The organism is Myxococcus faecalis (genome assembly GCF_050039385.1).
Taxonomy (GTDB): Bacteria; Myxococcota; Myxococcia; order Myxococcales; family Myxococcaceae; genus Myxococcus; species Myxococcus fulvus.
In genome coordinates this window covers 1,032,586-1,057,849 of sequence record NZ_CP144336.1, presented here as the reverse complement: position 1 = coordinate 1,057,849, position 25,264 = coordinate 1,032,586, and the positions used below count along the sequence as shown (strand labels likewise).

Annotated in this window: 25 protein-coding genes; 19 read left to right on the top strand and 6 right to left on the bottom strand. The window is 69.2% G+C overall.

The window, feature by feature from the left end; genetic code table 11:
• Positions 1-10 precede the first annotated feature (10 nt).
• The 14 genes from sctR (at position 11) to VZQ01_RS04035 (ending at position 10,679) form a co-directional block, all read left to right on the top strand.
• The gene (gene sctR / locus VZQ01_RS04100; protein WP_223746595.1) at positions 11-838 is read left to right on the top strand and encodes a type III secretion system export apparatus subunit SctR; all 828 of its coding nucleotides are present in this window, start codon (positions 11-13) and stop codon (positions 836-838) included.
• 13 nt (positions 839-851) lie between these two features.
• A complete protein-coding gene (fliQ, locus tag VZQ01_RS04095) occupies positions 852-1,115 on the top strand; it encodes a flagellar biosynthesis protein FliQ (protein ID WP_223746596.1) in 264 nt (87 codons plus the stop codon).
• Positions 1,112-1,930: a flagellar biosynthetic protein FliR gene (locus tag VZQ01_RS04090; protein ID WP_046712712.1), complete on the top strand. Its 819-nt coding sequence runs from the start codon at positions 1,112-1,114 to the stop codon at positions 1,928-1,930. Before fliQ ends, VZQ01_RS04090 begins: the two co-directional genes overlap by 4 nt.
• 22 nt (positions 1,931-1,952) lie before the next feature.
• Positions 1,953-3,035, top strand: coding sequence for a type III secretion system export apparatus subunit SctU (sctU, locus tag VZQ01_RS04085; RefSeq protein ID WP_223746598.1), 1,083 nt, complete (start codon positions 1,953-1,955; stop codon positions 3,033-3,035).
• 46 nt (positions 3,036-3,081) lie between these two features.
• On the top strand, positions 3,082-3,363 hold the full coding sequence (locus VZQ01_RS04080) for an EscU/YscU/HrcU family type III secretion system export apparatus switch protein (protein ID WP_141323021.1): 282 nt from the start codon (positions 3,082-3,084) through the stop codon (positions 3,361-3,363).
• A gap of 53 nt (positions 3,364-3,416) precedes the next feature.
• Positions 3,417-3,896 carry a hypothetical protein gene (locus VZQ01_RS04075; RefSeq protein WP_141323022.1) on the top strand — a complete coding sequence of 160 codons (480 nt, stop codon included), beginning with the start codon at positions 3,417-3,419 and terminating at the stop codon, positions 3,894-3,896.
• Between the two features lie 4 nt (positions 3,897-3,900).
• A complete protein-coding gene (locus VZQ01_RS04070; RefSeq protein WP_074957228.1) occupies positions 3,901-4,365 on the top strand; it encodes a SycD/LcrH family type III secretion system chaperone in 465 nt (154 codons plus the stop codon).
• Between the two features lie 122 nt (positions 4,366-4,487).
• Positions 4,488-5,081 carry a hypothetical protein gene (locus VZQ01_RS04065; RefSeq protein ID WP_223746599.1) on the top strand — a complete coding sequence of 198 codons (594 nt, stop codon included), beginning with the start codon at positions 4,488-4,490 and terminating at the stop codon, positions 5,079-5,081.
• Positions 5,082-5,236: 155 nt separating this feature from the next.
• Entirely contained in the window at positions 5,237-5,452 is a 216-nt protein-coding gene (locus tag VZQ01_RS04060; RefSeq protein WP_223746600.1) for a hypothetical protein, read from the top strand.
• A gap of 164 nt (positions 5,453-5,616) precedes the next feature.
• Positions 5,617-6,075 carry a hypothetical protein gene (locus VZQ01_RS04055; protein WP_223746601.1) on the top strand — a complete coding sequence of 153 codons (459 nt, stop codon included), beginning with the start codon at positions 5,617-5,619 and terminating at the stop codon, positions 6,073-6,075.
• 88 nt (positions 6,076-6,163) lie between these two features.
• Positions 6,164-6,646 (top strand): tetratricopeptide repeat protein, encoded by a 483-nt coding sequence (locus tag VZQ01_RS04050; RefSeq protein ID WP_223746602.1) that lies wholly within the window; start codon positions 6,164-6,166, stop codon positions 6,644-6,646.
• A gap of 98 nt (positions 6,647-6,744) precedes the next feature.
• Positions 6,745-8,868, top strand: coding sequence for a type III secretion system export apparatus subunit SctV (gene sctV / locus VZQ01_RS04045; protein WP_223746603.1), 2,124 nt, complete (start codon positions 6,745-6,747; stop codon positions 8,866-8,868).
• Positions 8,869-9,030: 162 nt separating this feature from the next.
• On the top strand, positions 9,031-10,113 hold the full coding sequence (locus tag VZQ01_RS04040; RefSeq protein WP_223783100.1) for a DUF1521 domain-containing protein: 1,083 nt from the start codon (positions 9,031-9,033) through the stop codon (positions 10,111-10,113).
• Positions 10,114-10,157: 44 nt separating this feature from the next.
• Positions 10,158-10,679: a tetratricopeptide repeat protein gene (locus tag VZQ01_RS04035; RefSeq protein WP_370640324.1), complete on the top strand. Its 522-nt coding sequence runs from the start codon at positions 10,158-10,160 to the stop codon at positions 10,677-10,679.
• Positions 10,680-10,745: 66 nt separating this feature from the next.
• Here the strand turns inward: VZQ01_RS04035 and VZQ01_RS04030 are convergent, their stop codons facing one another.
• Together VZQ01_RS04030 and VZQ01_RS04025 are read right to left on the bottom strand one after the other, a co-directional pair.
• A complete protein-coding gene (locus VZQ01_RS04030; protein ID WP_223746606.1) occupies positions 10,746-11,795 on the bottom strand; it encodes an FHA domain-containing protein in 1,050 nt (349 codons plus the stop codon).
• Positions 11,796-11,829: 34 nt separating this feature from the next.
• The gene (locus VZQ01_RS04025; protein ID WP_223746607.1) at positions 11,830-12,891 is read right to left on the bottom strand and encodes a tetratricopeptide repeat protein; all 1,062 of its coding nucleotides are present in this window, start codon (positions 12,889-12,891) and stop codon (positions 11,830-11,832) included.
• 100 nt (positions 12,892-12,991) lie between these two features.
• Here VZQ01_RS04025 and VZQ01_RS04020 point away from each other — a divergent pair, with 100 nt between their 5' ends.
• The gene (locus VZQ01_RS04020; protein ID WP_223746608.1) at positions 12,992-13,510 is read left to right on the top strand and encodes an outer membrane beta-barrel protein; all 519 of its coding nucleotides are present in this window, start codon (positions 12,992-12,994) and stop codon (positions 13,508-13,510) included.
• Here the strand turns inward: VZQ01_RS04020 and VZQ01_RS04015 are convergent.
• Positions 13,507-14,310, bottom strand: coding sequence for an RDD family protein (locus VZQ01_RS04015; RefSeq protein ID WP_370640325.1), 804 nt, complete (start codon positions 14,308-14,310; stop codon positions 13,507-13,509). The two genes, VZQ01_RS04020 and VZQ01_RS04015, sit on opposite strands and share 4 nt — an antisense overlap.
• 151 nt (positions 14,311-14,461) lie before the next feature.
• Here VZQ01_RS04015 and VZQ01_RS04010 point away from each other — a divergent pair, with 151 nt between their 5' ends.
• Complete coding sequence (locus tag VZQ01_RS04010) at positions 14,462-17,590, top strand: cyclic nucleotide-binding domain-containing protein (protein WP_426746939.1); 3,129 nt, start codon at positions 14,462-14,464, stop codon at positions 17,588-17,590.
• A 247-nt stretch (positions 17,591-17,837) separates the two neighbouring features.
• On the opposite strand, the gene VZQ01_RS04005 is transcribed toward VZQ01_RS04010, so the two are convergent.
• On the bottom strand, positions 17,838-19,802 hold the full coding sequence (locus VZQ01_RS04005; protein ID WP_426746938.1) for a hypothetical protein: 1,965 nt from the start codon (positions 19,800-19,802) through the stop codon (positions 17,838-17,840).
• 204 nt (positions 19,803-20,006) lie between these two features.
• Between VZQ01_RS04005 and VZQ01_RS04000 the strand changes: the two genes are divergently transcribed.
• On the top strand, positions 20,007-21,566 hold the full coding sequence (locus VZQ01_RS04000; RefSeq protein ID WP_223746610.1) for a bifunctional metallophosphatase/5'-nucleotidase: 1,560 nt from the start codon (positions 20,007-20,009) through the stop codon (positions 21,564-21,566).
• A 114-nt stretch (positions 21,567-21,680) separates the two neighbouring features.
• Here VZQ01_RS04000 and VZQ01_RS03995 read toward each other — a convergent pair whose 3' ends face one another.
• Positions 21,681-23,132, bottom strand: coding sequence for a hypothetical protein (locus VZQ01_RS03995; RefSeq protein ID WP_223746611.1), 1,452 nt, complete (start codon positions 23,130-23,132; stop codon positions 21,681-21,683).
• Between the two features lie 132 nt (positions 23,133-23,264).
• On the opposite strand from VZQ01_RS03995, the gene VZQ01_RS03990 reads away from it, so the two are divergent.
• Entirely contained in the window at positions 23,265-24,281 is a 1,017-nt protein-coding gene (locus VZQ01_RS03990; RefSeq protein ID WP_223746612.1) for a stage II sporulation protein M, read from the top strand.
• A 39-nt stretch (positions 24,282-24,320) separates the two neighbouring features.
• Complete coding sequence (locus VZQ01_RS03985) at positions 24,321-24,761, top strand: inorganic diphosphatase (protein WP_223746613.1); 441 nt, start codon at positions 24,321-24,323, stop codon at positions 24,759-24,761.
• On the opposite strand, the gene VZQ01_RS03980 is transcribed toward VZQ01_RS03985, so the two are convergent.
• A complete protein-coding gene (locus VZQ01_RS03980; RefSeq protein ID WP_223746614.1) occupies positions 24,718-25,257 on the bottom strand; it encodes a GNAT family N-acetyltransferase in 540 nt (179 codons plus the stop codon). The two genes, VZQ01_RS03985 and VZQ01_RS03980, sit on opposite strands and share 44 nt — an antisense overlap.
• Positions 25,258-25,264: the final 7 nt, after the last annotated feature.

Genomic DNA, 25,264 nt, shown 5'->3' with positions numbered 1-25,264 from the left:
CCCCCTTCCCGTGAACGCCCTGACACCCGCCCTCCCTCGTCTTCCGCGCGTCGCGCCCTGGCTGTTCGCGGCCGTGGTGTCGCTGCATCCCTTCATCGCGCTCGCGCAGAAGAAGCGCCCGGGCGGCATCCCCGACTCCGTCGCCAACGAAGCGGTGAGCGCCGACACCTTCACCTCGCGCCCCCTCGTCCTCATCCTCGCGCTCGCCGCCATGGGCCTGGTGCCCTTCGCGCTGATGATGGTGACGAGCTTCGTGAAGATCTCCGTCGTCCTCTCCATCGTCCGCTCGGCGCTGGGCACCCAGCAGATTCCGCCCACCCAGGTGATTACGGGCCTGGCCGTCATCCTCACCGTCTACATCATGGCCCCGGTGGGCACCTCCATGTACCGGGCCTCCGAGGTGGACATCTGGGACACCGGCGGCGCGGGCAACTTCTCCTCCGCCAAGGTGGGCACGCTCCTGGAGGGCGCCGACCGCGCCAAGGAGCCCCTGCGCGCGTGGCTGATGAAGAAGGTCACCGTGAAGGACCGCTCGCTCTTCTACAACCTCGCCAAGAAGATGCGCACGGGTGAGGACCGCGACTCGGTGAAGAGCGAGGACTTCATGGTCATCATCCCCGCCTTCGTCGTGTCCGAACTGAAGGAGGCCTTCCAGATTGGCTTCCTGCTCTTCGTCCCGTTCATCGTCATCGACATGGTGGTGGCCAACATCCTGCTGGCGCTCGGCATGCACATGCTGTCGCCGACCACCATCTCCATGCCCTTCAAGCTGCTCCTGTTCGTGCTCGTGGACGGCTGGTACCTCATCGCCAAGGGCCTGGTCGTCGGCTACCTGTAAGAGGAAGGCACCCATGAACCAGCTCACGTTCATCACCCAGGAAGCGCTGTTCCTGGTGCTCGTGGTCTCGGCCCCGCCGGTGTTGATGAGCCTGTTGGTGGGCTTCATGATCTCCCTGTTCCAGGCGACCACGCAGATCCAGGAGCAGACGCTCACCTTCGCCCCCAAGGTCATCATCGTCTTCGGGGTGCTCGCCATGACGGGCCCGTGGATCGGCGGCCAGCTGGTGCGCTTCACGTTCCACGTCTTCGACCGGTTCCCCGCCCTCATCAAATGAACGCCGCGGAACTCGTGTCCGAGCTGGCTGCCCGGACCAACTTCTCCGCCGCCATCTTCACGGTCGCCCTGCTCATGTGCCGGGTGATGCCCGTGCTCATCTTCAGTCCGTTCCTGGGCGGTGAGGTGGTGCCCACGGAGATGAAGATGGGCATCGGCCTGACGCTGGCCATCGTCCTGTATCCGTCCATCGCGCACTCGGTGACGACCATCCCCCTGAGCGCGCTGCCGTACATCGCGCTGATGGCCAAGGAGATCTTCATCGGCTTCTCCATGGCCTTCGTCGTCAACGGCGTGTTCGAGGCCGCGCGCATCGCCGGCACGCTCGCGGACACCATGTCCGGCAGCAACAACGCCCAGCTCTACGTGCCGCAGCTGGGGCAGCAGGTCTCGCTCTTCTCCAACCTGAAGGTGCAGCTGTCCGTGGTGCTCTTCCTCACCCTGGACGGCCACCACCTGGTCATCCGTGCCCTGGCGGACAGCCTCACCACGGTGCCGCTGGATGGCTTCCCGCGCTTCAGCCAGGGCTCGTGGACCTTCTTCGACGTGCTCATCCGCGTCTTCGCGGACATGCTGCGCGTCAGCCTGGCCCTGGCGGCCCCCGCCACGCTGGCCGCGTTCCTCACCGACGTGGCGCTGGGCGCCATCAACCGCGTGGCGCCGCAGATCCAGGTGTTCTTCATCTCCATGGCCATCAAGCCGCTCGTCGGCGTGCTCATCACCTTCCTGGTGTTGGGGACGTTGATCGGCCGCATCCAGGACGAGCTGGCCCACATGCTGAAGGTGCTCCACGACGCCCTTCGGCTGCTGGCCTAGCGCCCACGGGAACCTCGCGCCCATGTCGGACGATAGTGGAGACAAGACAGAGGAGCCGTCGCAGAAGAAGCTCGACGACTCTCGCAAGAAGGGGCAGGTCTGGAAGAGCAAGGACCTGAGCGGCGTGGCGGTGCTCGTGGTGGGCCTGGCCGCCGTGAAGGCGACCTGGGACAACCTCGAGAAGGAGATCTCCAGTCTCTTCCTCTTCAGCTTCGACCACGTGGCGCGGGGCGGAGACCTGGCCGACGCGACGGGCCAACTGCTCTACCTGGGCGTGCGGGCGCTGCTGCTGGTGACGCTGCCGGTGCTCCTGGGGGGGGCGGTGATTGGCGGGCTGATGGAGTTCCTGCAGGTGGGCTCCCTGTTCACCATGGACCCGCTGATGCCCAAGCTGGACAAGCTCAACCCGCTGGCCGGGTTGAAGAACATGTTCAGCAAGAAGTCGCTGGTGGAGCTGCTCAAGAACCTCATCAAGATTTCCGTCACCGCCTACGTCGTCTACGGCGTGGTGCGCGACGCGATGCCCATGGTGCTGGAGACGGTGCGCCAGGACACGCACACCATCATGGTCATCATGGGGGAGCTGGTGACACGCGTGGCCGCGCGCGTGGCGCTGCTCTTCGTCATCTTCGCCATCTTCGACGTCTGGTGGCAGCGCAAGTCCTTCATGAAGGACATGATGATGTCCAAGGACGATGTGAAGAAGGAGTACAAGGAGAGCGAGGGCGACCCGCATCACAAGGCCAAGCGCAAGGAGTTCCACCAGGAGATCATGGAGGGCCAGCAGATGGAGGCCGTGCGGGACGCGGACGTCATCGTCACCAACCCCGACCACGTGGCCGTCGCCCTCAAGTACGACCGGGAGAAGGACGGCGCCCCTCGCGTGCTCGCCAAGGGCGTGGACCACAAGGCCGAGCGCATCAAGGGCATCGCCCGCGAGCAGGAGGTCCCCACGCTGCGCAACGTGCCGCTGGCGCACGCGCTCCTGCGGGTGGAGGTGGGCCACGAGGTCCCGGAGGAGCTGTACGACGCGGTCGCCGAGGTCCTCAACTTCGTCTACGAGCTGAAGAACGGCGCCCCCCAGGCCCCCGCGGCCCGCGCATGACGGGGTGGGGTGGGGCTACAATCGCCGGGACTTCGCGGAGCTGCCCATGAGTGACGACGCCGAAATCGCCATCGCGCTGAAGTACGACAAGGAGAAGGACGGCGCTCCGCGCGTGGTGGCCAAGGGCCTGCGGCTCAAGGCGGAGAAGATTCGCGCCATCGCCAAGGAGCACGGCATCCCCGTGATGCGCAACATCCCCCTGGCCAACGCGCTGTACCGGGTGGACGTGGGCCAGGAGGTGCCCGAGGAGCTGTACGACGCGGTGGCCGAGGTCCTCAACTTCATCTACGAGCTCCAGCGGGAACAGGCCGCCTCGGGCGGCAGGTAGGCGAGGGGGGCTGGACGGCCCCCCCCTGTCTGGGGTGTGCTCCGGAATCGACGATGGCCAGAATCAACAATCAGCCCCCCGGTGGACCCCAGTGGCCCTGGGGGGGACCCCGCAGCGTCCGTGAGCGGCTGGTCGACCCGTCCCAGGTCGACCGCAAGAAGCTGCGCAAGACGGGCAACCCCAAGAACCCGGCGCTCGCGTCCGCGGCGCTGCTGGACTTCATCGGTCCGGCGCACTCCTCGGAGGAGCTCCGCCTGCCCCTGCCGCCGCACCCCGGCGGACACGAGGCGGACCTGGAGGGCTTCAGTGACAGGCCCCACCTGGCCAGCGTGGCGGGGCGGGGGAGCGACGAGTCGCGCCACCTGCTGGAGCGCGGCCTGTCGCGCATCAACGCCTCGCCGGACCGCCTGGAGCGCCTCAAGGCCCTGCTCCAGCGCGAGGCCTCCATGCTCACCCTGGTGGACCAGGTGAACGAGGAGACCAAGGAGATCATCCGCCGGATGTGGGCGGAGCAGAAGGACGAGGGTTACTAGCGCCATGCCGGAGGACCCTCAGGACGAGGCGCAGCTGGCGGCACGGCTGCAGCGTTGGGCGGACGGCAAGTCCACGCTGCGCGAGGTGCGCGGCTACTCCAACGACGAGCTCTACGCCATCGCCAAGACGGCGTACTTCTTCTTCTACCAGGGGCGCATCAACGAGGCGCGCACGCTCTTCCAGGGCCTGTACGCCGTCAACCCCACGGACGGCTACTTCGCCAAGGCCCTGGGCGTGGTGGAGATGGCCGCCGGGAACGGGCAGGGCGCCCTGGCCGCCTTCGACGTGGCCGCCAAGCTGTCCCCGCAGGACCCCTCCGTCTACGTGGGCCGCGCCGAGGTGAAGCTGGCCCTGGGTCAGAAGCAGCAGGCGCTGGAGGACCTTCGCCGCGCCGCGGCGATGACGCCCCAGGATGATCCCGTGGTGCGCAAGGCCGGCGCCATGGTGACGGCGCTCACCCGACGTTGAGTCCAGCACGCTCCGGCGTCCGGCTTCGGCCAGACGCCGGGTAGGTGAGCCTGGAACAGTCTGCTAGGCTCGCCGGGTTCACTCACCCCAACCCTCTTTGTGGAGAGGTGGAGAGTCATTCGATGAGCACGCAGAAGGCGAAGATGGGCGCGCTGCCGCCAGAGCCCGCGGCGCTGGTGGAGAAGCGCGAGAAGCTGCTGGCGGAGCTGGAGACGCAGTCGAAGACGGCCCAGGGCACCTTCCTCCAGGTCGTCCGCACCATGAAGATGCTGGTGTCGTCCACCACGCCGGGCGCCCCGTTCGACGAGCGCCTCTACGGCGACGTGTCCAGCGCGCTCGAGCGCTTCATGGCCGACCCCATCCTCCCGGTGCCTCCCGCGTTGGGCATGGTGGTGACGTACCTGTCGGAGCGCCTGAACACCTACGGGATGACCATCCAGAACGCCGTCAAGGAGGCGAACCCGGAGATGCACGCGAAGCTCGCGTTCACGCCTCCGAGCGCCCAGCCGGCCCCCGCACCGGCGGCTCCGGCCGCCGCGGCCCGCGCCCCCGCCGCCAAGGATGGCTTCGAGAGCGGCTCTTCTCGCCGGGCCCTGGCGCTGGACCCCGAGGCCAACCCCCCTCCGCCCGCGGCGGACCCGAAGCAGGAGCAGCAGAAGCTGGAGGGTTTCAAGGCCTGGATGAAGAACCCGAGCCTTGGAAAGATCAAGGGTTAGGCCTGTTTCCGGAGGGGACCCGGGACGGGCGGATAAGCCGGAAATGATCCGGATAATTCGCAGGAAACTTCTGGCCCCCTCCCCCGATAATCTTTTTGTAGCCGCCGCTGCACTTCACCTCGCAGCACTCACGAATTAATCACAGGAGAACGTCCATGAGCATCTCTGCCAACTTCAACGCCGCTGCGAGCAGCATCCTGGCCGGTTCCAAGGCCTCCAACGACATGATCGCGGCGGCCCCGAAGGATCAGCAGCCGTTCCTCCGCGCGCAGGAGCAGATGCAGCGCGAGGCGAAGCTGGTGGAGCTCATCTCCAACTCGATGAAGGCCATCGAGAAGATGCAGAGCGCCATCACCAGCAACATGCGCTAATTCGGTTCAGCGCTGGTCGCAGCACCCTGGCCTCGCAACAGCTCTCCGAGCTGCTGCGGGGCCGGTTCATTTCTGGCCGCCGGTGGACACGCGGCCCTCGAGCGTCCGAAACTTTCCGCGCCGCTCCACGAGAATTCCTTCAACCCTACCTTTTGGAGAAATCCATGGTCGCTCCCGTCAATGGCGGTCCCCGCTATACCTCCTCGACGCAGAAGACCGCGTCCGAGTCTTCCACCCAGACGCCGTCGGATCCGGCCGCGGAGCGGGCCAAGCAGCAGGCCACCATGGATGGAATCCGCAAGAAGGACCCGAGCAAGCTGACCGGCGCGGACCGCGACAACTACGCGAGCGCCCTGGGCACGGACAAGATCCTGGAGAACAAGGCGTTCCTCGGCTTCTTCCCCGACTCCGTGTCGGAGACCATCGCCAAGAAGCTGGACGAGGACGTCGCCAGCTTCATGAAGCAGAACCCCAACGCGTCCCTGAAGGACATCGACAAGCACGTCGACGACCGCTTCAAGGCGCAGATGTTCAGCGCGGTGGTGGCCCAGAAGGGCGTGGACATGGCCATCGCCAACCTGAAGAAGCAGTTGCAGAAGACGCGCGACGGCTTCGACGATTAGCTCGCTCGGCGTCTCCTGACTGGTGGGCCTGCTGGAGGCGGGCTAGACTCCAGGCCGCCTCCATGTTCCGCCCCGGGAATGAGTCCAGATGACGACGACCCAAGCCAAGGCGCCGGTCTCCGAGAATGATGTGAAGCCGCTGTCCGGTCCGGCGCTGCTGGAGCGGGCCACGCAGGGCTTCGACCTGTTCCAGGAAGGCCGCTTCCAGGAGTCGCTGGCCCTCTTCGAGGAGCTGGCCGCGATGGATGGCTCGGAGGCGTACTTCCAGACCGCCCTCGGCGCCTGCCACCTGGCGCTGGAGAACCTGGACCAGGCGGAGGCCTTCTTCAACCGGGCCATCGAGCTGGACCCCTCGGACCTGACGCCGTTCGTCAACCGGGGTGAGGTCCATCTGCGCCAGGGCAAGGTGATGGAGGCGGCGCGTGACTTCAACCACGCGGTGTCCCTGGACCCCGAGGGCAAGGACCCCTTGAGCGCTCGCGCGCGGATGCTGGCGGCCGCCGCCCTGGAGAGCGTGGAGGAGGCCCAGTCCGGCGCCCCCGAGCGCGACTCCGGCTCCGAGCGTCCCTGAAGTCCCCCCGTCTCCCCCCTGGACGGAACACCCCCGCCCGGCTCGTGAGGCCCCCCTTGGGCCCGGGGCCGGGCGCGGACTAGGATGGGTATCCTCTGATGTCCGCCTCCAATCCGAACAGCTTCCTCTCGAAGTACTCCGACATCGTCCTGGCTGTTGTCGTGGTGGCCATCGTCGGGATGATGATCGTCCCGCTGCCGCCGCTGCTGCTGGACGTGCTGCTGACGCTGAACATCAGCATCTCGGTGGTGCTGCTGCTGGTGTCCCTCTACGTGCCAGCGGCGCTGCACCTGTCGGTGTTCCCGACGCTCCTGCTCATCACCACGATGTTCCGGCTGTCGCTGACCATCTCCACCACGCGGCTCATCCTGCTGACGGGAGATCCGGGTGAGGTGGTGGTCGCCTTCGGAAACTTCGTGGTGCAGGGCAACTTCGTCGTCGGCGCCATCCTGTTCCTCATCCTGGTCATCGTGAACTTCATCGTCATCTCCAAGGGCTCGGAGCGCGTCGCCGAAGTGGCCGCGCGCTTCACCCTGGACGCGATGCCGGGCAAGCAGATGTCCATCGACGCGGACCTGCGCGCGGGCTCCATCGACCAGGACCAGGGCAAGAAGAAGCGCCGCGACCTGGAGCGCGAGAGCCAGCTGTTCGGCGCCATGGACGGCGCCATGAAGTTCGTCAAGGGCGACGCCATCGCCAGCATCATCATCACCGTCGTCAACATCGTCGGCGGCCTCATCATCGGCGTGACGCAGAAGGGCATGTCCGCGGCCGACGCGGCCCAGAAGTACACGCTGCTCACCATCGGTGACGGCCTGGTCGGCATGATTCCCGCCATCCTCATCTCCACCTGCGCCGGCATCATCGTGACGCGCGTCGGCGGCGAGGAGGAGGGGGCCCACCTGGGCAAGGACATGGGCAGCCAGCTCACCGCCTACCCGAAGGCCATCGCCATCGCCGCGGGCATGCTCATCATCCTGGGCCTGGTGCCGGGTCTGCCGAAGATTCCCTTCTTCCTGTTGGGCTTCGGCGCGGGCTTCGGCGCGTGGACGATGCTCAAGAAGCAGAAGGAAGCGCAGATGGTGGAGGAGGCCGGGCCGGCCATGGAGTCGGACCTGGGCACGCCGATGTCGTCGGAGCCGGCGCCCAAGGAGCCGATGAACCCGGACTCCGAGCTCTTCATCCCCGTCGTCACGCCCATCGTCCTGGAGGTCTCCGACGCGCTGGTGCCGTACGTGGACTCGCGTCAGGACAACGGCAAGTTCCTCTTCGAGCTCATCCCGTTCATGCGCGATGGCCTCTTCGTGGAGCTGGGAGTCCGCTTCCCGGGCGTGCGCGCGCGCGGCAACTCGTCGCTGCCGCCGGGGGCGTACCAGATTCAAATCAACGAGGTGCCCGTCGTCACCGGGCAGGCCACGCTGGGCCACGTGCTCGTCAACGACACGGTGGACCGCCTGCGCCTGATGAACATCCAGGGCTTCGAGGCCATCAACCCCGCCACCCGCCAGCCGGCCGCGTGGGTGCCCGAGCAGCACCGCGACACGCTGGAGGCCGCGGGCCTGACGACGTGGGACGTGCCCGGCTACATCATCCTCCACGTGGCGGCCATCCTCCGGCGCAACGCGCGGGAGTTCGTCGGCGTGCAGGAGACGCAGACGATGCTGGAGCAGCTGGAGAAGGCCTTCCCCGCCATCGTCAAGGAGGTCATCCCCAAGGTCGTCAACGTCCTGAAGCTCACGGACATCCTCCAGCGCCTGGTGGAGGAGGAGATCTCCATCCGTGACCTGCGCGGCATCCTCCAGGCCCTGTCGGAGTACGGCCAGGTGGAGGCGGACAACGTGATGCTCACCGAGCACGTCCGCGCCTCGCAGCGCCGCTACATCTCCCACAAGTACGCGCGCGGCAGCGGCACGCTGGTGGTCTACCTGCTGGACCCCAACATCGAGGAGGCCATCCGCGGCTCCATCAAGCGCACCTCGGCGGGCGCGCACCTGGCGCTCGAGCCGGAGCTGGCGCAGGAGATCGTCCAGGCCGTGCGCTCGGAGTGTGGCCACCTGCCCCCGTCCGCCCAGCGCCCCGTCATCCTCACCGCCATGGACATCCGGCGCTACGTGCGCAAGCTGCTGGAGTACGAGTTCAACCCCTCGTTCTCCGTGCTGAGCTACCAGGAGCTGTCCCCCGAGCTGAACATCCAGCCGGTGGCCCGCATCTCCACCCGGTAGTCCCGGGGCAGGGCAGGGCGCGGGGGCGTCACTTCCGACCCCCGCCGTCGTGATCGGAATCCTCGCGTTTCAACGCAACTCGCGAGGCCGGACACCGACAATGGAAGGAAGGCGGGAGTGCGTGCTCTCCAGCGCGGATTCCCCGAGATTCGGGAGGAAGTCATGACGAGTGTCAATCAGGCCGGCAACGCTTCCCGCACCCTCAGCACTGGCAGCACGAAGGTCGGGCTGAGCGATGCGGAGCTGACGAAGAACCTCGGTCTCATCGAGAAGACGGTGGAGAGCGCGTTCGCGGACATCGAGTCCGCGGTGAAGGCGCTCAACCAGCTCAGCGAGAACTCGTTCTCGACCGAGCCGGTCCGGGTGAGCGACCTGACCGCGACGGTGGACTCCGGGAACGTGTTCCCCACGGAGAAGCCGCTCATCGACGAGAACACCTTCCGCCCGGCGGACAAGCTGAAGGTGGACGACAAGGGCACCATCACCACGCCGGGCGGCTACAAGATCGAGCAGCTGGGCCAGTTCGAGTGGAAGATCTCCGGTCCGGACGGCAAGAGCACCCGCATCTGGGGCGACCCGCACGTCGACGAGAGCGACGGCGGCAAGTTCGACTTCAAGCGCAACACCACGTTCCAGCTGCCGGACGGGACGGAGATCAACTGCACCACCGTGCCCTGGGGCAACAACGGGATGACGGTGACGGGCAAGCTGGACATCACCAACGGCGCGGACCACATCGCCGTCACGGACATCGACAAGGGCAAGGGCAAGGTCGGTGAGCTGACCAAGGACGGCTACGAGACGACCGTCGCCTTCCAGTGGAACGACACCTTCCAGAACAACAGCCGGGACCTGCTCGTCATGGGCAAGGACTCCGACGACTGGGCCAACCAGGGCAAGGAAGTCCTGGGCGACGAGGGCGGCGGCGCCACCTTCAAGCACGGCAAGGACCTGGAGTTCCAGTACAAGGACACCCCCTCGGTGCTCAACCTGCTGCCCGAGCCGGCCAAGGACAAGAAGGACACGTCCAAGGCGGGGGACGTCACCCAGCAGCGCGACGCGCTGATGCAGAAGGTGAACGACCACATCACCCAGGCCATCGCCGTGCTGGGCAAGCCGAAGGAGTCCGAGAAGGAGCAGCCCCTCGAGGACCGCTTCAAGTCCGTCGCCGACATGTTCAAGGCGCTGGATGAGATCAACTCGCTGAATGATATGGTCAAGCCGCGCAGCAACATCTTCATCTGACCCATGGCAACAAGAGGGGCCCTGTCCGAGGGGCCTCTCGCGAGGTGGTCTTGAGCGGCAAACCGGAGAGCGGTGGAACGCCGGACGTGCGGATTCCGAAGGCCCTGGTGGACAAGCTCGTCAAGGGCGAGCTCCAGCTGGGCCAGTTCCTGGGAATGACACGTGAGCGGCTCTTCGAGTACGCCGCCGTGGGCCACAAGATGCTCCAGGCCGGCCGCACCCGGCTGGCGCTGGACATCTTCCAGGGCCTGACGGCGGCCGCGCCGCAGGAGCCCGCCTTCCACACCCAGCTGGCCGCCACGCTGCTGACGATGGAGCGCGTGGACGCCGCGTTCGACGCCTACCAGCGCGCGCTCGCGTTGGATGGCTCGCACGGCGACGCGCTGGTGGGCCGCGGCGAAATCCTGCTGCGCCGGGGCAACGTCCCGGAGGGCCTCAAGGACCTGAGTCGGGCCATCGAGCTGGACCCGGGCCTGAAGAAGCGCTCCACCCAGCGCGCCAAGGGCACGCTGCTCGCGCTGAAGAAGCAGGCCGAGACGCTCAAGGCCGCCCGGCCGAAGCGCTGACGTGACGCCGTCCCCGCGGTGAGTGCGTGCGGGCGCGCATGTCGCGCCCGCGCCTCCCGTGCCCCCTCAGGCGCCGGCGACCACGGCGATGAGCAGCACCAGGAACACCAGCCCCACCACGCCCATGACGACGAGCGGGACGAGCTTCTGCTTGTCCTTGAGCATCGCCATGGCGCCGCCCGGCGCGACCTCGTCCGGGACGGAGTTCTCCTGGGAGGACTGGATGGGCTCCTCGATGGGGCCGGGCTCGGGCTCGGGTTCCGGCTCCGGGGGCGCGGGCTCCGGCTCCGGCTCCGGGGGAGCGGGCTCGGGCTCCGGCTCCGGAGGCTTCTCCTTGCGCACCGGCGCGGGGCGCGAGGGCGACGGAGGCGGGGCCTTCTTCACGTCGGTGGCGAGCTGGACGGGCTCCTCGGCGGGCTCGGCCGGGTCGACGTAGAGGAAGCGCGTGCCGCCCACCTCCACCTCGTCGTTGTCCTTGAGCGCCTTGCGGTTCACCCGCTTCTTGTTGACCTTGATGCCGTTGCGGCTGCCCAGGTCCTCCACGTGGGTTCCGGACCAGTCGCGGCGGATCTTCGCGTGCTTGCGCGAGGTGAGGTCGTCCTTGAGGACGATGTCCACCTCCTTCTCGTCCCGGCCGATGACCAGCTCGGACGCGTCCGCGATTTCGATGCGCTCGCCCTCGCGGGGGCCGTTCATGATGCGCAGGTAGCGCTCCTCCGAGGAGGACAGTCCGCGCATCACGTCCTTCAGGTTGTCGCGCGCGATGAAGGACGTCTTCTCCGACGTGGCGTCCCCGTTGATGAGCTCCGTCACCTTGTCGAAGCGCACGTCGTACTGCGCGATGGCGATGACGTCGCCGTTGCGCAAGAGGCGCTTCTCGCCCTTGGGCAGGGGCTTGCCGTTGACCTGGGTGCCATAGGCGCTGCCCAGGTCCTCCAGGAAGAAGAGCGTGCCCTCCTGGCAGATGCGCGCGTGGTTGCGCGACACCGCCTGCTGGGCCAGCACCACCTGGCAGGACTTGTCTCGCCCCAGCGTGATGACCGATTCGGTGAGGACGTGCTCGGTGCCCTTGGCTCCGGCCTCGCTGCGCTGCGTGACGGTGAGACGGACGCTCATCGAGGGGGTGGTGCTTGCAGGGAACTGCGGGGCATCAGAACGTCGCGTTGCTCAGGTACTTCTCGCACGTCTGATACTCGGTGGGGAACTCTTCGGAAGTCGCATACTTCAGGAAGTTCTTGCAGGCCACCTCGGCGTGCTCGTGCTTGTTGGCGTCCTGGAAGAGCTCGAAGAGTCCGAAGTGGCAGGGGGCGTACTTCCCATCCAGCTTCACGCACTTCTTGTAGGTGGTCTCCTCCTCGGCCAGAAGCCCCTTCTCGCGGAAGGTGCGGGCGAGGGTGAAGAGCGCGGGGGCGGAGTTCTCCGCCTGCTGGGTGTCCTTGACCTCACGCAGGCCCGCGTCCGTGAGCGCCGCCTTGCGCTGGGCCAGGGCGAGGTTGTTGACGCAGCTGGTCAGCTTGGCGTCCAGCTGGATGCAGTTGGCGAAGGCCTCGCGCGCGTCGACGAAGCGGCCCAGCTCCATCAGCGTGTTGCCGTAGTCGTGCCAGACGTCGGGGTTGTTCGGGTCCGTCGCGGCGGACTGGGCCATGTGCTCGGCGGCCTCTTCGTACTGGTCCTCCTCGAAGGCGATGATGCCCAGCGAGTGGTGGGCGGCGGCCAGGTTCGGATTGATGGCGAGCAGGGTGCGGAACTCCTTCTTCGCCTCCGTGTACTTCTTCATCTTCATCATCGTGACGGCGAGGCTGTAGCGCGTGTCCAGGTTGTCCGGGTTCACCTTCAGGGCGCGCCGGTAGTTGTCGTGCGCCTTCCCGTAGGCTCCCTCCTCCGCGTAGAGGTAGCCCAGGTTCTGGTAGGACTGGAGGTGCTCCTGGTTGTAGCGCAGGGCCTTGATGAAGTGCTTCTTCGCGTCCTCCTTGCGGCCGGCCATCATCGCGATGATGCCCTTGTTGGCCCACAGGTCCGCGTACTGCGGCGAGAACTCCAGGCCCAGGTCGCAGTAGACCTCCGCCTTCACCAGGTTCTGGGCGTGCAGCTCCTGGGCGCAGAGCTCGTTGTTGATGAGCGCGCGCTCATGCGGCGGCGGCGTGGACAGACAGCCGGCGAGCGGAAGCGTGCAGACCAGGGAAAGCGCGGTGACGAGACGGGCAAGACGCATGGCCGACCGAGTGTAGGAGAGCGCCTCCTTTGGCGCAACGCCTCGGCGGGGCCTGAATCCGGGCTGATTTCGGTGGGTTGCACGATTAGAGTGGCCGCCCATGCGTACCTTGCTCTGTGCTTTCACCTTCGCGCTGGCCCTGCTCGGGGCGGCCCCGGCTCACGCCCAGTTCGCCAATCGCAGCCTCGGGTTGTCGCTGGGTTACATGGACTTCAACCGCACCAAGGGGTTGGACGACGCCTTCTTCCTGGGCATCGACGCGAGCCTCTACATCGAGAACGGCTTCGAGCTGGTGTCCCTGTCGAAGGTGGCCTTCCCCCGCGACACGACGGACCCGGCGCGCAAGCGCGTGGTGGGCCTGGCCCCGTCGCTGGGCATCCGCTACCTGCTGATGGAGGAGAGCATCCGCCCCTACCTCGGCTCCGACATCAGCTACCTCATCGTCTTCAAGGAGAGCATGAGCAACTTCGTCGGCATCGGGCCCAATGCCGGCGTGGACTTCTTCATGTCGGATTCGGTGAGCGTGGGGCTCAGGGCGCAGTACAACTTCTACATCGCGCTCAACGAGAAGACGCAGAACTCGCTGACGTTGTCGGCGGGCGTGGCGGCGTACTTCTAGCGCTTGGGCAGGAGGGCCGCGGCGACGAGCAGCGTCCATTTCTCGTCGGAGAGGTGGGCGGGCTTCTCCATCGCCAGCGCGTCCTGCAGCCGCGCGCCGAGCGCGGCGAACAGGCGCAGGCGGGCCTCCATGCGCAGCTCGTCCCGGCGGAGGACGGCGGTGAGCACCAGCTCCCGCTCCTCCGTGGACAGCCGCTTCACGCGTGAGACGAAGAGCGGATCCGCCAGCAGGCCCTCCTCGCCGGAGGCGTTGATGGCGGAGGGCACCTTCAGCCGCCGCTCCCGCACGACGATGGTGCCGGCGAGCATGTCCCCCAGCCGCTGCTGCGAGCCGGAGACGAGCGCCGTCACGCCACCCACCAGGTACAGCAGGGGGAGCCGGTCCACGGGACGGGCCAGGTTGCGCAGCGCCGCGTGGTAGAAGCCGATGCGCACGCCGCTCTCCTGGATGACCCGCAGGGACAGGGCGCGCTTGCCCACCGTCTGGCCGCTCCAGAGCGTCTCCAGGGTGATGCCGTAGCCCCAGTCCACCAGGAAGTACACGACGATGCCCAGCGCGCTCGCGACGCCGGGGAAGGCGGCCATGACCAGGCTCAGCCCCAGGATGACGGCGAGGCTGATGACCACGACGATGACCGAATCCAGGAGCCACGCCAGGAAGCGCGAGTACAGGCCCGCGAGCGTGAAGCGGAACTCCACGTACTCCGGTGTGAGCACCGTGTGGGTGCCGTCCAGCAAGGTGTCGGTGGCCGTCGTCACGGCGGGCAGTGTAGCCGGCTCTCCGGGCATGCGGGGGAGCATGGGGGGCCGCGGGTATTCCCAGGTGAGCCCTTCGGGGGCCCTGCCTGGCCGACCACCCGGCGAGTGCCCCGTGGGGGGCGCGGGCGGACGGGCGTCTGTGTTAATCATGGCTGTCGGGGTGGTGGGGTAGCCTCGCCGCCCCTCGCGCAACGTGCCCCCCTCCGCCACCTCATCCTGGAACCGCCGCCTCTTGCCGGCGGCCGCCTTTCAGTTCGCGCTCATCGCTGGGGTGACGCAGCTCAAGACGGCGGCCAACGCGCTGGTGTTGTCGCGTTTCGACTCGCAGGCGCTGCCCTACCTGTACCTGTTGGGCGCCCTCATCACCGCGGCGCTGACGGTGCTGCCGCGCTTCAAGCCTGGCTCGCCGTTCGAGTCGCCGGGCGTGCTGACGGGGCTGGGCGGTGTGGTGTCGATGGGGCTGGCGGTGGCGCTGTCGGTGGGCGTGAGCACGTCGGCGCTGGCGCTGTACCTGTTCGCGGACACGTTCTCGACGTTCGTGTCATTCCGGTTCTGGGCGCGTATGGCGTCCGCCTTCGATGCGCGCGAGGCCCGGCGCGCCTTCACCGCGCTCAATGGCTTCGCCATGGGCGGCGGCATCGTCGGAGGTCTGCTGGTCCAGGGGCTGGCGGAGCGGCTGGGCACGCCGGCCATGGTGGTGAGCGGCGGCCTGGGGCTCTTGGCCGCGGGCGCCATCTTCCACCACCTGTATCGCGGTGAGCCGCCGCCTCCGCCCCGGGGGCGTCCGGCGCCCACGTCGTTCATGGCGTTCAGCTACCTGGCGGAGAGCCCCTACGCGCAGGTGCTCGCGGCGCTGGGCATCTCGTTCGCGGTGCTGTCGTCCTTCGTCGACTACCTGTTCCGCATCCGGCTGGAGGGCCAGCTCAGCGAGGACGCGCTGGCGGCGCTCTTCGGCTCGCTGCAGCTGTGGATTGGACTGTTCTGCGTCGCGTTCCAGCTGTTGTTGACGCAGCGGCTGCTCAAGCGCCTGGGGCTCCTGCGCTACGTGGCGCTGGTGCCGCTGGTGCTCGCGCCGTTGGCGGGGGCGACGCTGGTGACGCCCGACCTGTGGCCGGTGCACCTGTTGCGGCTGGTGGAGACGGCGGTGAGCTACTCCATCCTGCCGGTGGGCATCCAACTGCTCTACGCGGCGGTGCCGGATGACCAGCGCGAGGGGCTGCGCGCGGCGGTGGATGGGCTCTTGCGCAAGAGCGGCGTGGTGGTGGCCGGTCTGCTGCTCATCGGCGCGGGGCGCGCGGCCACGGGCATGTCGATGGCGGTGGCCGTGGTGGCCATGTGCGCGGCGCTCGGGTTGCTCCTGGTGCGGCTCAAGCCCGCCTACGTCGCGGCGCTGGGTGAGCAGGTGGGCGCGCACGAGGAAGAGGAGGTGGAGCTGGAGGGGGAGGAGGAGCAGCGCCTGTTGACGGAGGCGTTGTCGGCCCCCATGCCGGACCGCGTGCTGCGCGCCGTGGATTTGATGGAGCAGGCGGAGGTGTCGCTGCGGCAGCACCTGCCGGCGTTGCTGCGACATCCGCATGAGCGCGTGCTGGAGCGGGGCGTGGCCCTGGCGCTGGAGCTGGAGGCTCGCGAGCTGGCGCCGGTGCTGGAGCGATTGGTGGAGGAGGGGCCTCGTCGGCCTCGGGACCAGGCCGTGTGGGCGCTGGCGCGGCTGTCTCCGGAGCGGGCGGAGCGGCTATTGCCGGCGCTGCTCAACCACCCGGACGTGGGGCTGCGGTGCGCGGCCATCGGCGCCCTGGTGAAGTCGACGGGGAGCGCGGCGGCGCTCGCGTCGCTGGAGGAGCTGCTCGCGCGCGGTGAAGGGGCTCCGGTGATGGAGCGCCGTGAGGTGGCGAAGCTGCTGGGGCGGCTCCAGGACGCGCGCTTCGCGGGGCCGCTCGCCCGGTATCTGGATGATGGGGACACCACCGTGCGGCGCGTGACGCTGGCCGCGGTGGGGGAGGGCGGCTACGTGGAGCTCGCGCCCCGGCTGTTGCCCTTCCTGACGTGGCGCGAGGAGCGCAAGACGGCCCGCGAGGCGCTCATCGCGCTGGGCGACGCGGTGACGCCGCTGGTGGAGGAGCACCTCAACAACAAGAAGGCGCCGCTGGCGATGCGGCTGCAACTGCCTCGCGTGCTGCGGGGCATCGGTACGCCCGCGGCGCTGGATGCGCTGCTGTTCTCCAACGTGCGGGATGATGCCTCGCTGCACTTCCGCATCGGCGCGCAGCTGTCGCGGCTTCGCGACGAGCACCCCGAGCATCCGGTGGACGTGGACCGCGTGCGCGAGGCGCTGGGCCGCCGGCGGGACACGTATCGGGCGCTGGTGGGGGCCTATCGCGACGTGCGCGCGGCGTTGGGAGATGGCTCGTTGCTCACCCGCGCGGTGGGCGACCGGCTGGACCAGGCGCTCGAGCTGTCGTTCTTCCTGCTGGGGTTGTTGGACTCGTCGCACCGCATGCGCGGCATCCACTACAACCTGGTGGGGCAGGATGCGCGGCGGCGGGCGCTGGCGTTGGAGTTGTTGGACAACCTGCTCTCCGAGGAGGACCGGGAGCTGGTGATGGAGCAGGTGGAGGCGCACCACCGGGAGCTGCCTCCCGGGGCGTCGGGGCGGCTGTGGCGCAGGCTGGCGGCGCTGGTGCAGAGCGAGGACGTGGTGCTGCGCGCGTGCGCCCGCCACATCGCGCGGGTGAACGGGCTGGACGTGCTCCCGCAGGAGGGTGAATTGAGCGACCGCATTGTCCAACGGATGTTCGAGCTGGAGGGCGTGAGCGTCTTCTCCCAGAGCGACGTGGATGACATCGCGGCCATCGCCGCGGTGGCCCGCGAGGGCTTCTTCCGCGCCGGTGAGCGCATCTATGCGCAGGGCGACCCGGGGGACGCGCTCTACGTCATCGTCGACGGCGCCATCGACGCGTTCCACGACGGCGAGCACGTGCTGCGCTTCCAGGGCAAGCAGGCCTTCGGCGAGGTGAGCCTGCTGGATGGCGCGCCGCGTCCCACGGACATGGTGGCCGCGGTGGACACGCGGGTGCTCATCATCGACCGGCGTGACTTCCTGGACCTGCTCGCGGACCGGCCCGAACTGCTCACGGGGTTCTTCCGCGCGGTGAGCCTGCAGCTCCAGGCGCTCATCGCGCTGCCGGACTCGCGCGAGACGGGCGAGCGGCTGGAGATGACCGCGCCCGCGGCTCCCACCGCGCCGCCGCTGCCCACGGGCCCCGCGCCCGAGGGCTCGGAGCCGCCGCCGACAGAGAAGCGCACCCGGGGTGGAGACGCCTGAGCGGCTCGGCGTGCTCGGGTTGACCGAGGGCTTCGAGCCGACGGGTTCGTGTCGCTGCCCGCGGGGGGCAGTGTCCGAGGGCTTGGGGCCGATGACGTAGACATGCTCCCGGGGCGGCGACACCTGAGTGGCTCGCCGCGCTCCGGCTTCCCTGGGACCAGGTGCCGACTGCTTCGTGCGGCTGCCCGTGAGGGTGATGCCTGAGTGGCGGCGTCGTTCGTAGAGCCCCGTGACGAGGCGCGCGCTCTCAGGAGTCCTTGGCGGGGTGGTCCTGGTCCGGGCTGGTGGCGGTGAGCCGGCGGGCACGCTCGTGCTGGAGGATGTGTGCGGAGGCCACCGGGATGAGCGGCCGCACGAAGAACTTCAGCGGAGCGAAGGAGCCCACGAAGCGGACCAGCGACAGCCCCGCATACGCCCAGGGGTGGCGCTCCACCGAGGCGACGGGCGCGTAGACCTCGCTCGTGCGCTGGGTCCACATGGCGCCGTAGCGCTGGAGAATCCCCCACCGCAGGCCCGGCACGCGGGTGGTGAGCGTCGTCCACGCGCGCAGGAACCAAGGAGGCCGCTGGCCCGCCACCTCATCCCAGGCGCGGCAGCTCTTGGCGGCGGTGAACACCATCAGCCACCACATGCCCCACAGCGAGGTGATCGCCGTGAGCAACGGGCCGCTCAGGCCCGTGCAGAACAAGGGCGAGGCGACGAAGACCGCGGCCGGGACTCCCACCGCGAACAGGAGCATCGCGCGCACCCGACGCTGGACCTTCTTGCGCAGCCACTGCACGTTCAGCCGGACGTGCGGCGTGAAGGCCTCGTCCTCCGGCTCGATGCGCGTGAGCAGGCTCGCGTCGCGCGAGATGACGTCGTGGTAGTCGCGTGAGAGCGCGATGATGACCCACTGCGCGAGCTGCATCGCCGCGAACAGGGCGATCCAGAACGGCAGGCTGAGCAACGAGAAGCCCTTGTACGAGAGGAAGGGCAGGGCGTCCTCCTCCGGCGGAGGGGGATGGACCTTCTTCCGGGGCTCGCTCGACGAGGGGGCTCCCGCGACGCCGCCGTCAGAGGGGGCCTCGGCGCCGCCCTGCTGGACCTCCGTCGTGATCGCCTCGGCGATGAGCGCTCCCAGCGCACTCGCGAGAGACGGTCCCCCGTCGCCCTGTCCGTTCGCCGCGGCCTCGACGTCGCGAACCCGCTGCTCGAGGGCCTTGTCGCGCGCGGCCTCGGCCTCCAGGGCCTGCTGCATGGCGGCGCTCGCGGCCTTGAGGCTCTCGCGCACGTCGGGGGGCAGAGAGTCCACGTCATCCAGCACGGCCTCGGTGCTCGCCGGGGCCTTGAGGGTGTCGTCCGCGATGGCTCCTGACCCCATCGGACGCGCGCCCGGGATGGCGGTCTCCGCGAGCCCTGCCCCCGCAGGGGCCTGGGAATCTCGCGCCGAGTTCTCGGAGGCCGGACGCTCATCCGCCGGCTCCGCCGCTGCCGCGAGTTTCTCGGAAGGTCGAGCCTTGTTCTCGGAGGCCGGGGGTTCGTCCGGCTTCGTGGCTTGAGGGGCCGCGTGCTTCTCGGAGGCCGGTGCCTGGCGCTCCCCTCCACGGGTTTCGTCTCCTGGCTTCGCGGACTTCTCTGCCGACGCGGTCTCGGTCGTTCCAGCTGAGGACATCGAGCCAGGCTTCTTCGCGAAGTGCGTTGGCGCCACCGTCCCGGAGCCTTGCTCCTGTTCAGCGGCCGCCTCTTCGTCACCCGGCGCCGCCTGCGCTTCCGCGGGCTCATCCCCGTCGCCCTGCTCGGCGGCCTCGACCTCTGCGACGGCCGTGCCCCGCGCCACGGAGGTCTCCTCCCCGGCCTGGGGGCCCGCGGAGGCCTCCTGCTTCTCACGCTCCCGGGCGGCGATGCGTCGTCGGCGCCGCTCGCGCAGGCGCTCCATCACCTCCGGGTCGACGTCCTTCGCCTTGTCCTCCGCCATGGCGTGCGCGGCCGCCTGGATGACCCGGGAGACCTCCGCCTCGACGGCCGCGTCCCGTCGCTCGTCCACCGCGTTCGCGGCCTTCTTCGCCGACCCCATGCACGTCAGCGCGAGCGCCAGGGCGACCATCGTCTGCATCATCCCCACACGCAGGTACCGGGAGCGCGCGGCGGAGTCCGCCAACAAGGCCCGGGCGATGTGGAACGGCAGGCTCATCCCATGCGCGAACTGCCTCAGCCGACCCTGCTGGCCCACACCGGAGCCATGCTCCTGGAAGTGGGTGGCTCCCTTTTGCAGTTCTTCCCAGAAATGCTGGGTCGAGGTACGACCGGAAGGGTTCTCCCCGCGCGCCGCGTCCTGACTCTGCTCTCCTCGGCGTGAGGGTGGGGCTTCAGGGGCCGAATGATCCGACACGCCGGCCACCGTATCACGTCCGGAGTTGTGCTAAACGGCGCTGCTGTGAACTCGACCCCCTGCTATCGCTTCCGTCCCTCCCGCCAGTCGCGCCTGTCTGGCGTGCTGGTCCTCGCGCTCGGCGCTCTGGCCGGCTGCGAGAAGAGCAGTCCTCCCCCCGCCGCGCCCGCCACCGAACAGCCGGACGCCGCTCCCGCGAAGCCCGCGGTGCCCAGTGAGGTCACGCTGCTGGTCACCGGCGGCACCTTCGGCCAGCTCCAGCCCGTCGAGGGCAAGGGCGGCGCCGCCGAGCTGCTCGGGCAATGGGTGAACAACGAGAAGCACTGTCCGGGCCCCGTGAAGGATGGCCAGGCCACGTGCGCGGACTCGGGCACCCTGGCGCTCGCCACCGGTGACCACTGGAACGGGCCCGCCCTGTCGTCCTTCTTCCTGGGTGCCCCCACGGCCGAGGTCATGGGCCGCATGGGCTACGCCGCCTCCGCCATGGGCAACCACGAGCTGGCGTTCGGCAAGGAGGCCTTCCTCAAGAACCGCGCCTCCGGCGGCTTCCCCTTCCTCGCCGCCAACCTGCGCGTGAAGGACCCGGCGCTCGCGGGTGACATGTCCCTGCCCGCGTTCCAGGTGTTCGACCGTCGCGGCCTGAAGATCGGCGTGGTGGGCCTGGCCTCCGAGAAGACCGTGCGCACGGCGATGGCCGGCCGCGCCGACGGGCTCGAGGTCACCGGTTACGAGGAGGCGCTCGCCAGCGCCGTCCCCGAGGCCCGCAAGGCCGGCGCGGACACCGTCGTCGTCGTGGCCGACACGTGCGTCACCGAGCTTCAGCCGGTGGTCGCCAAGCACCCCGAGTGGAAGCTTGCGCTCGTGGCCGGCGGCCGCTGCCCCGCGCAGGTGTACTCGAAGGAGAACGGCACCATCTTCGCGTCGCTGGACCGCGGCTTCTCCAAGTACCTGCGCGCGCACATCACCTTCGACCCGGCGAAGCCCGCGGGCGAGAAGGTCACCCAGTTCGAGGGCAAGCTCGTCGACGTGGCCGGTGGCACGCCCGACGCCGAGACCGCGCAGCTGGTCGCCAAGTGGAAGGCGCAGCTCGACGAGGTGCTGGGCCAGCAGATCGGCTTCACCAAGACGGGCATCCCCCAGGCCTCGCCGCAGATGGCGAAGTGGGTCGCGGGCGCGGTGCGCGAGTCGCTCGGCACCGACGCGGCCATCCTCAACAAGGGCGGCATCCGCGGCGACCTGCCGGCGGGCCCGGTGACTCGCGGCAGCATCTACACGGTGATGCCGTTCGAGAACTCGCTGCTCGTCGTGAAGCTCAAGGGCGAGGACCTGGCCAAGCAGCTGGCCAACCCCAACGCGCTCATCTCCGGCTTCACCGCCGCGGGCAAGGGCAAGTTCAAGGACGCCAAGGGCAAGGCGCTGGACCCCGCGAAGGAGTACACGGTCGCGACCGTCGAATACCTGTACTTCGGCGGTGACGGCTTCGAGTTCGAGAAGCTGGCCCCCGAGCCCACCGAGACGGGCATGGCGTGGCAGACGCCCGTGGTGGACTGGACCAAGCAGCTCGACTCCAACGAGAAGAAGCCGCTGGAGAAGCAGCTGAAGTAACCCGCGCCCACGCGCGGCTTCACGAGGCGCCGGACGAGCTCCCACCTGGGCTCCTCCGGCGCTTCGTCGTTGCGGGCCCCAGGGGACGTGGCCCCGCGGGCCTGGGCTGCGCGGCTACTCGCCGCCGATGGGCGAGGTCGCCGAAGGCGCGGCGCCGCACACGGCCTCATAGCGGGCCAGCGTGTCGTGCACCGTCTGGCTCAGCCGCACCGGCGTGCCCTCGTAGAGGACCTCCACCGCGAGCTGCTGCGTGGCGAGCGCCTCCTGGCACCGGCCGAGCTGGAAGAGGATGGTGGAGTACGTGTCCAGCACGCTCGCGTTCCCCGGCGCCAGGGCGAGGGCCCGCTGCGCCGCCGCCAGTCCCCGCTCGGGCTGGGCCGTGCGCGCGTAGTAGCGGGCGAGCCCCTCCTGCGCGGCGACGTTGTCGGGAATCAACTCCACCGCGCGCAGCCTCGCGGCCTCCTGTTCCTCCGTCGCGTAGCCCGCGGCATCCAGCGCCTGGGCGAGCGCGTCCCACGCCCTGCCGCTCTCGGGCCTGCGGCCCACCAGCTCCCTCGCGAGCTCCAGTTGCTCCTCCGGCTCGGCCGTGTTGCGGATGCGCAGCAGGGCCACGGTGAGGTTGCCCGGGTCCTCCTTCAGCGCCTGGGCCATCTCGAACTCGGCCTTCTCCAGCCGCTCCTCGGGGGTGGCACCTCCCGGCGTCATCAGGAAGAGGCGCGCGCGGATGGCGTGCACCTCCGCGGGCTCCAGGGGCCGGATGTCGATGTCCCCGGAGACGGGCAGCAGCGGCGCGGTGATGGTCGGGGAGCGCATGGGCACCGTGCCCAGGGCGTAGGCGTGGACCTGTCCGGCCAGGTCCTTCACGCCGTGGAACGCCGCATCCCAGGCGACGCGCGGGTCCTCCCCGCCCATCAGCCGCTTCTGGAAGCGCTCGAAGCGCTCGGCGTGCTGGCTGATGAAGAAGTGCACCCAGAGCCACGCGGACACGTAGTACTGCTGGGACTCGGCGCTGCTCATCGGCCCGCGGCGGTCCCACTCCCACAGCTCGTCCAGCGTGCGCCAGCCCTGGCGCCGGGCGATGTCCAGGAAGGGGCCGTGCTTCGCCCCCAGCACCACCTCCTGCTTCTCCGGCTTGAGGGCGATGGTCTCCAGGTAGGTGGCCAGCCCCTCGGACAGCCAGCGGGGCTGACGCACCAGCGCGAACTGGGAGAGGTAGTGCGTCAGCTCGTGGGCCTGCGTGGAGATGTCCGCGCCCTCCTCGCTGAGCGCGTAGCTGTGGCCCGCCATCACCAGCACGGGGCCCTCGGCCATCGTCGCGGAGAAGCCCTCGATGCTGACCTGGGTGAACTCGGAGAGCTCCCGGCGGTTGCGCAGGACGATGACCTCCACCGTGCCCGGCGGGTCGAAGCTGCCGCCCCAGGCCTGCAGCAGGCCCTGGCGCATCAGCTCCAGCTCCCGCGCGGCCTCGGCGGACGTCTCCGCGTCCAGGTTCGTGCGGACGGTGAAGTGCGGGCTCTTCACCTCCACCCAGGGGCGGCCGCCCTCGAGGGGGCACAGTGCTCGCATGGAGCTGCACCCCGTCACACAGGCCAGAAGGCACCCCAGCAACGCCAGCCGACACGTCATGTTCCTGTTTTCCCACAACTGACGCCCGTAGGGCAGGGTGGGCATCCCTCCTCGCTGGGCTAGAGTGTCGTCATGGAGATGGCGGAGTTCATCGCGTCGCGCCGGCCTCGCTGGGAGAAGCTCGAACGGCTGCTGGACCAGTCGGAGACCCGGGGCCTCCGGGGCCTGAGCCTGGAGGACGCGCGGACGCTGGGGAAGCTCTACCGCGCCGTGTCGAGCGACCTGCTCTGGGTCCGGGCGCGCAGCGGTTCGGCGGACGTGAGCGCGTACCTCAATGATTTGGTGGGCCGGGCCTATGCGCTGACCTACCCGGGGCGGCGTCCCCGGTTCGCGGACGTGTGGGGCTTCGTGGCCCGGGGCTTCCCGGCGCTCTTCCACCGCGAGGTGCGCATGTACCTCGCCGCGGTGCTGCTGTTCCTCGCGGGCGGGGGCTTCGGCTACCTGGGGATGCTGGTGGACCCGGAGGCGGCGCACTACCTGGTGCCCGCCGAGCACCTGGACCTGGACCCCGTCCAGCGCGCCGCCGACGAGGCGAAGGGCGAGGGGATGACGGCCGACCAGCAGGCCCATTTCTCATCGTACCTCTTCACGCACAACATCCAGGTGGCCTTCCTGGCCTTCGCCCTGGGCGTGACGCTGGGGTTGGGCACGGCCATCATGCTGTTCGTCAATGGACTGTTCCTGGGGGCGCTGGCGCAGGTGTACGCGGCGAAGGGCATGGCCGGCTGGTTCTGGGCGTGGATCCTCCCGCACGGCATCCCCGAGGTGACGGCCATCTGCATCGCGGGCGCGGCGGGGCTCGTCATCGCGCGCGGGCTGGTGGCCCCCAAGGGTCTCACCCGGGGACAGGCGCTGCGCCTGGAGGCGGTGACGGCGGTGAAGCTGCTGTTCGGGACGCTCGCGCTGTTCGTGCTCGCGGGCTTCATCGAGGGCACCGTGTCGCAGATCCATCCGCCCAGGCTGTCGGTGGCCTTCAAGGTGACGTTCGCCCTGGTGGTGGGCTCGGGCGTCTATGCGTACCTGTTCTCGGACTGGCTCCGAGACTCCCACCCGGCCGGGCCGGGCCCGGACGCTCCCCCGGCGTCCTGACGGGCATCGTGGGCGACGGGGCCGTGCTACACGGGGCGGGTGCTGCTCCTGCCCCCGCTGCCGCCCCTGCCCGAGGTCCTCATCGAGTGCCCCCGCTTCTCGTTCGTGAAGCGGCGGGCGGATGGCTCGGTGGACTTCGTGTCGCCGGTGCCGTGTCCGTACAACTACGGCAGCATCCCGGGGCTCGTGGCGGATGATGGGGACCCGCTCGACGCGGTGGTGCTGGGCGCGCGGCTCGCTCGCGGGCAGCGGGTGCGGCTGCCGGTGGTGGGTGTGCTCGGCTTCGTCGACTCGGGGCGGGGCGACCCGAAGGTGATTTGCGGCGCGGCCCCGATGAGCGCCGCCGAGCGCGCGGGACTGGAGTCCTTCTTCCGCGTCTACGCGCTCTTCAAGCGGGGCCTGCACCTGGTGCGCGGCAACGACACCGACACCCGCTTCACGGGGTGGCTGCCGGTTCCGTCAGTGTCTTCCGCATCCTGAGGACGCGGTAGCTCAGCTCGCCCAGCGCCATCGGCCCCACCCACGTCTCCGGCTGGAAGCCCTCGCGCGTCCAGAAGCGCAGCGCCGCCGGGTTGGGCTCGGCCACGCCCACGCGCAGCACGTGCTGGCCCGAGGCGCGCAGCCAGTCCTCGTAGCCCGCGAGCAACCCCGCGCCCAGCCCGTGTCCCCGCGCCCCGGGCTCCAGGAGCAGCAGGCCGAGGTACGCCTCGCCTCGCGTCGGGAAGTCCTGGAGCCCCTCGAAGAGGCCCACCCACGCGCCCGTCGGGTCCACGAGGGCGAGCAGGTGCCCCTCCTCGGGCGTCACGCCAGGAGGACGCTCCAGGGTGAGTCGAAGGGCCTCGTCCGCACGCGCGGGGCGGCCGTAGCACAGACGGAAGAAGTCCTCGCAGCGCTCCATCAGCGGCTGGAAGCGCTCGGCCTCGGCGTCGCCGATGCGGTGCGCGGCGACGTCGCCGGATTGAAAGAGCGGGTGCATGGCGGGG

Bases quoted from the DNA above. Each gene is read 5' to 3' on its own strand.
- VZQ01_RS04030 (WP_223746606.1), bottom strand. From the start codon at position 11,795: ATGAGCGTCCGTCTCACCGTCACGCAGCGCAGCGAGGCCGGAGCCAAG.
- sctV (WP_223746603.1), top strand. From the start codon at position 6,745: ATGTCCGCCTCCAATCCGAACAGCTTCCTCTCGAAGTACTCCGACATC.
- VZQ01_RS03990 (WP_223746612.1), top strand. From the start codon at position 23,265: ATGGAGATGGCGGAGTTCATCGCGTCGCGCCGGCCTCGCTGGGAGAAG.
- VZQ01_RS04040 (WP_223783100.1), top strand. From the start codon at position 9,031: ATGACGAGTGTCAATCAGGCCGGCAACGCTTCCCGCACCCTCAGCACT.
- VZQ01_RS03995 (WP_223746611.1), bottom strand. From the start codon at position 23,132: ATGCGAGCACTGTGCCCCCTCGAGGGCGGCCGCCCCTGGGTGGAGGTG.
- VZQ01_RS04015 (WP_370640325.1), bottom strand. From the start codon at position 14,310: ATGCTCCCCCGCATGCCCGGAGAGCCGGCTACACTGCCCGCCGTGACG.
- fliQ (WP_223746596.1), top strand. From the start codon at position 852: ATGAACCAGCTCACGTTCATCACCCAGGAAGCGCTGTTCCTGGTGCTC.
- VZQ01_RS04090 (WP_046712712.1), top strand. From the start codon at position 1,112: ATGAACGCCGCGGAACTCGTGTCCGAGCTGGCTGCCCGGACCAACTTC.
- VZQ01_RS04025 (WP_223746607.1), bottom strand. From the start codon at position 12,891: ATGCGTCTTGCCCGTCTCGTCACCGCGCTTTCCCTGGTCTGCACGCTT.
- VZQ01_RS04065 (WP_223746599.1), top strand. From the start codon at position 4,488: ATGAGCACGCAGAAGGCGAAGATGGGCGCGCTGCCGCCAGAGCCCGCG.
- VZQ01_RS04055 (WP_223746601.1), top strand. From the start codon at position 5,617: ATGGTCGCTCCCGTCAATGGCGGTCCCCGCTATACCTCCTCGACGCAG.
- VZQ01_RS03980 (WP_223746614.1), bottom strand. From the start codon at position 25,257: ATGCACCCGCTCTTTCAATCCGGCGACGTCGCCGCGCACCGCATCGGC.
- VZQ01_RS04060 (WP_223746600.1), top strand. From the start codon at position 5,237: ATGAGCATCTCTGCCAACTTCAACGCCGCTGCGAGCAGCATCCTGGCC.
- VZQ01_RS04080 (WP_141323021.1), top strand. From the start codon at position 3,082: ATGAGTGACGACGCCGAAATCGCCATCGCGCTGAAGTACGACAAGGAG.
- VZQ01_RS04020 (WP_223746608.1), top strand. From the start codon at position 12,992: ATGCGTACCTTGCTCTGTGCTTTCACCTTCGCGCTGGCCCTGCTCGGG.
- VZQ01_RS04070 (WP_074957228.1), top strand. From the start codon at position 3,901: ATGCCGGAGGACCCTCAGGACGAGGCGCAGCTGGCGGCACGGCTGCAG.
- VZQ01_RS04050 (WP_223746602.1), top strand. From the start codon at position 6,164: ATGACGACGACCCAAGCCAAGGCGCCGGTCTCCGAGAATGATGTGAAG.
- VZQ01_RS04075 (WP_141323022.1), top strand. From the start codon at position 3,417: ATGGCCAGAATCAACAATCAGCCCCCCGGTGGACCCCAGTGGCCCTGG.
- sctU (WP_223746598.1), top strand. From the start codon at position 1,953: ATGTCGGACGATAGTGGAGACAAGACAGAGGAGCCGTCGCAGAAGAAG.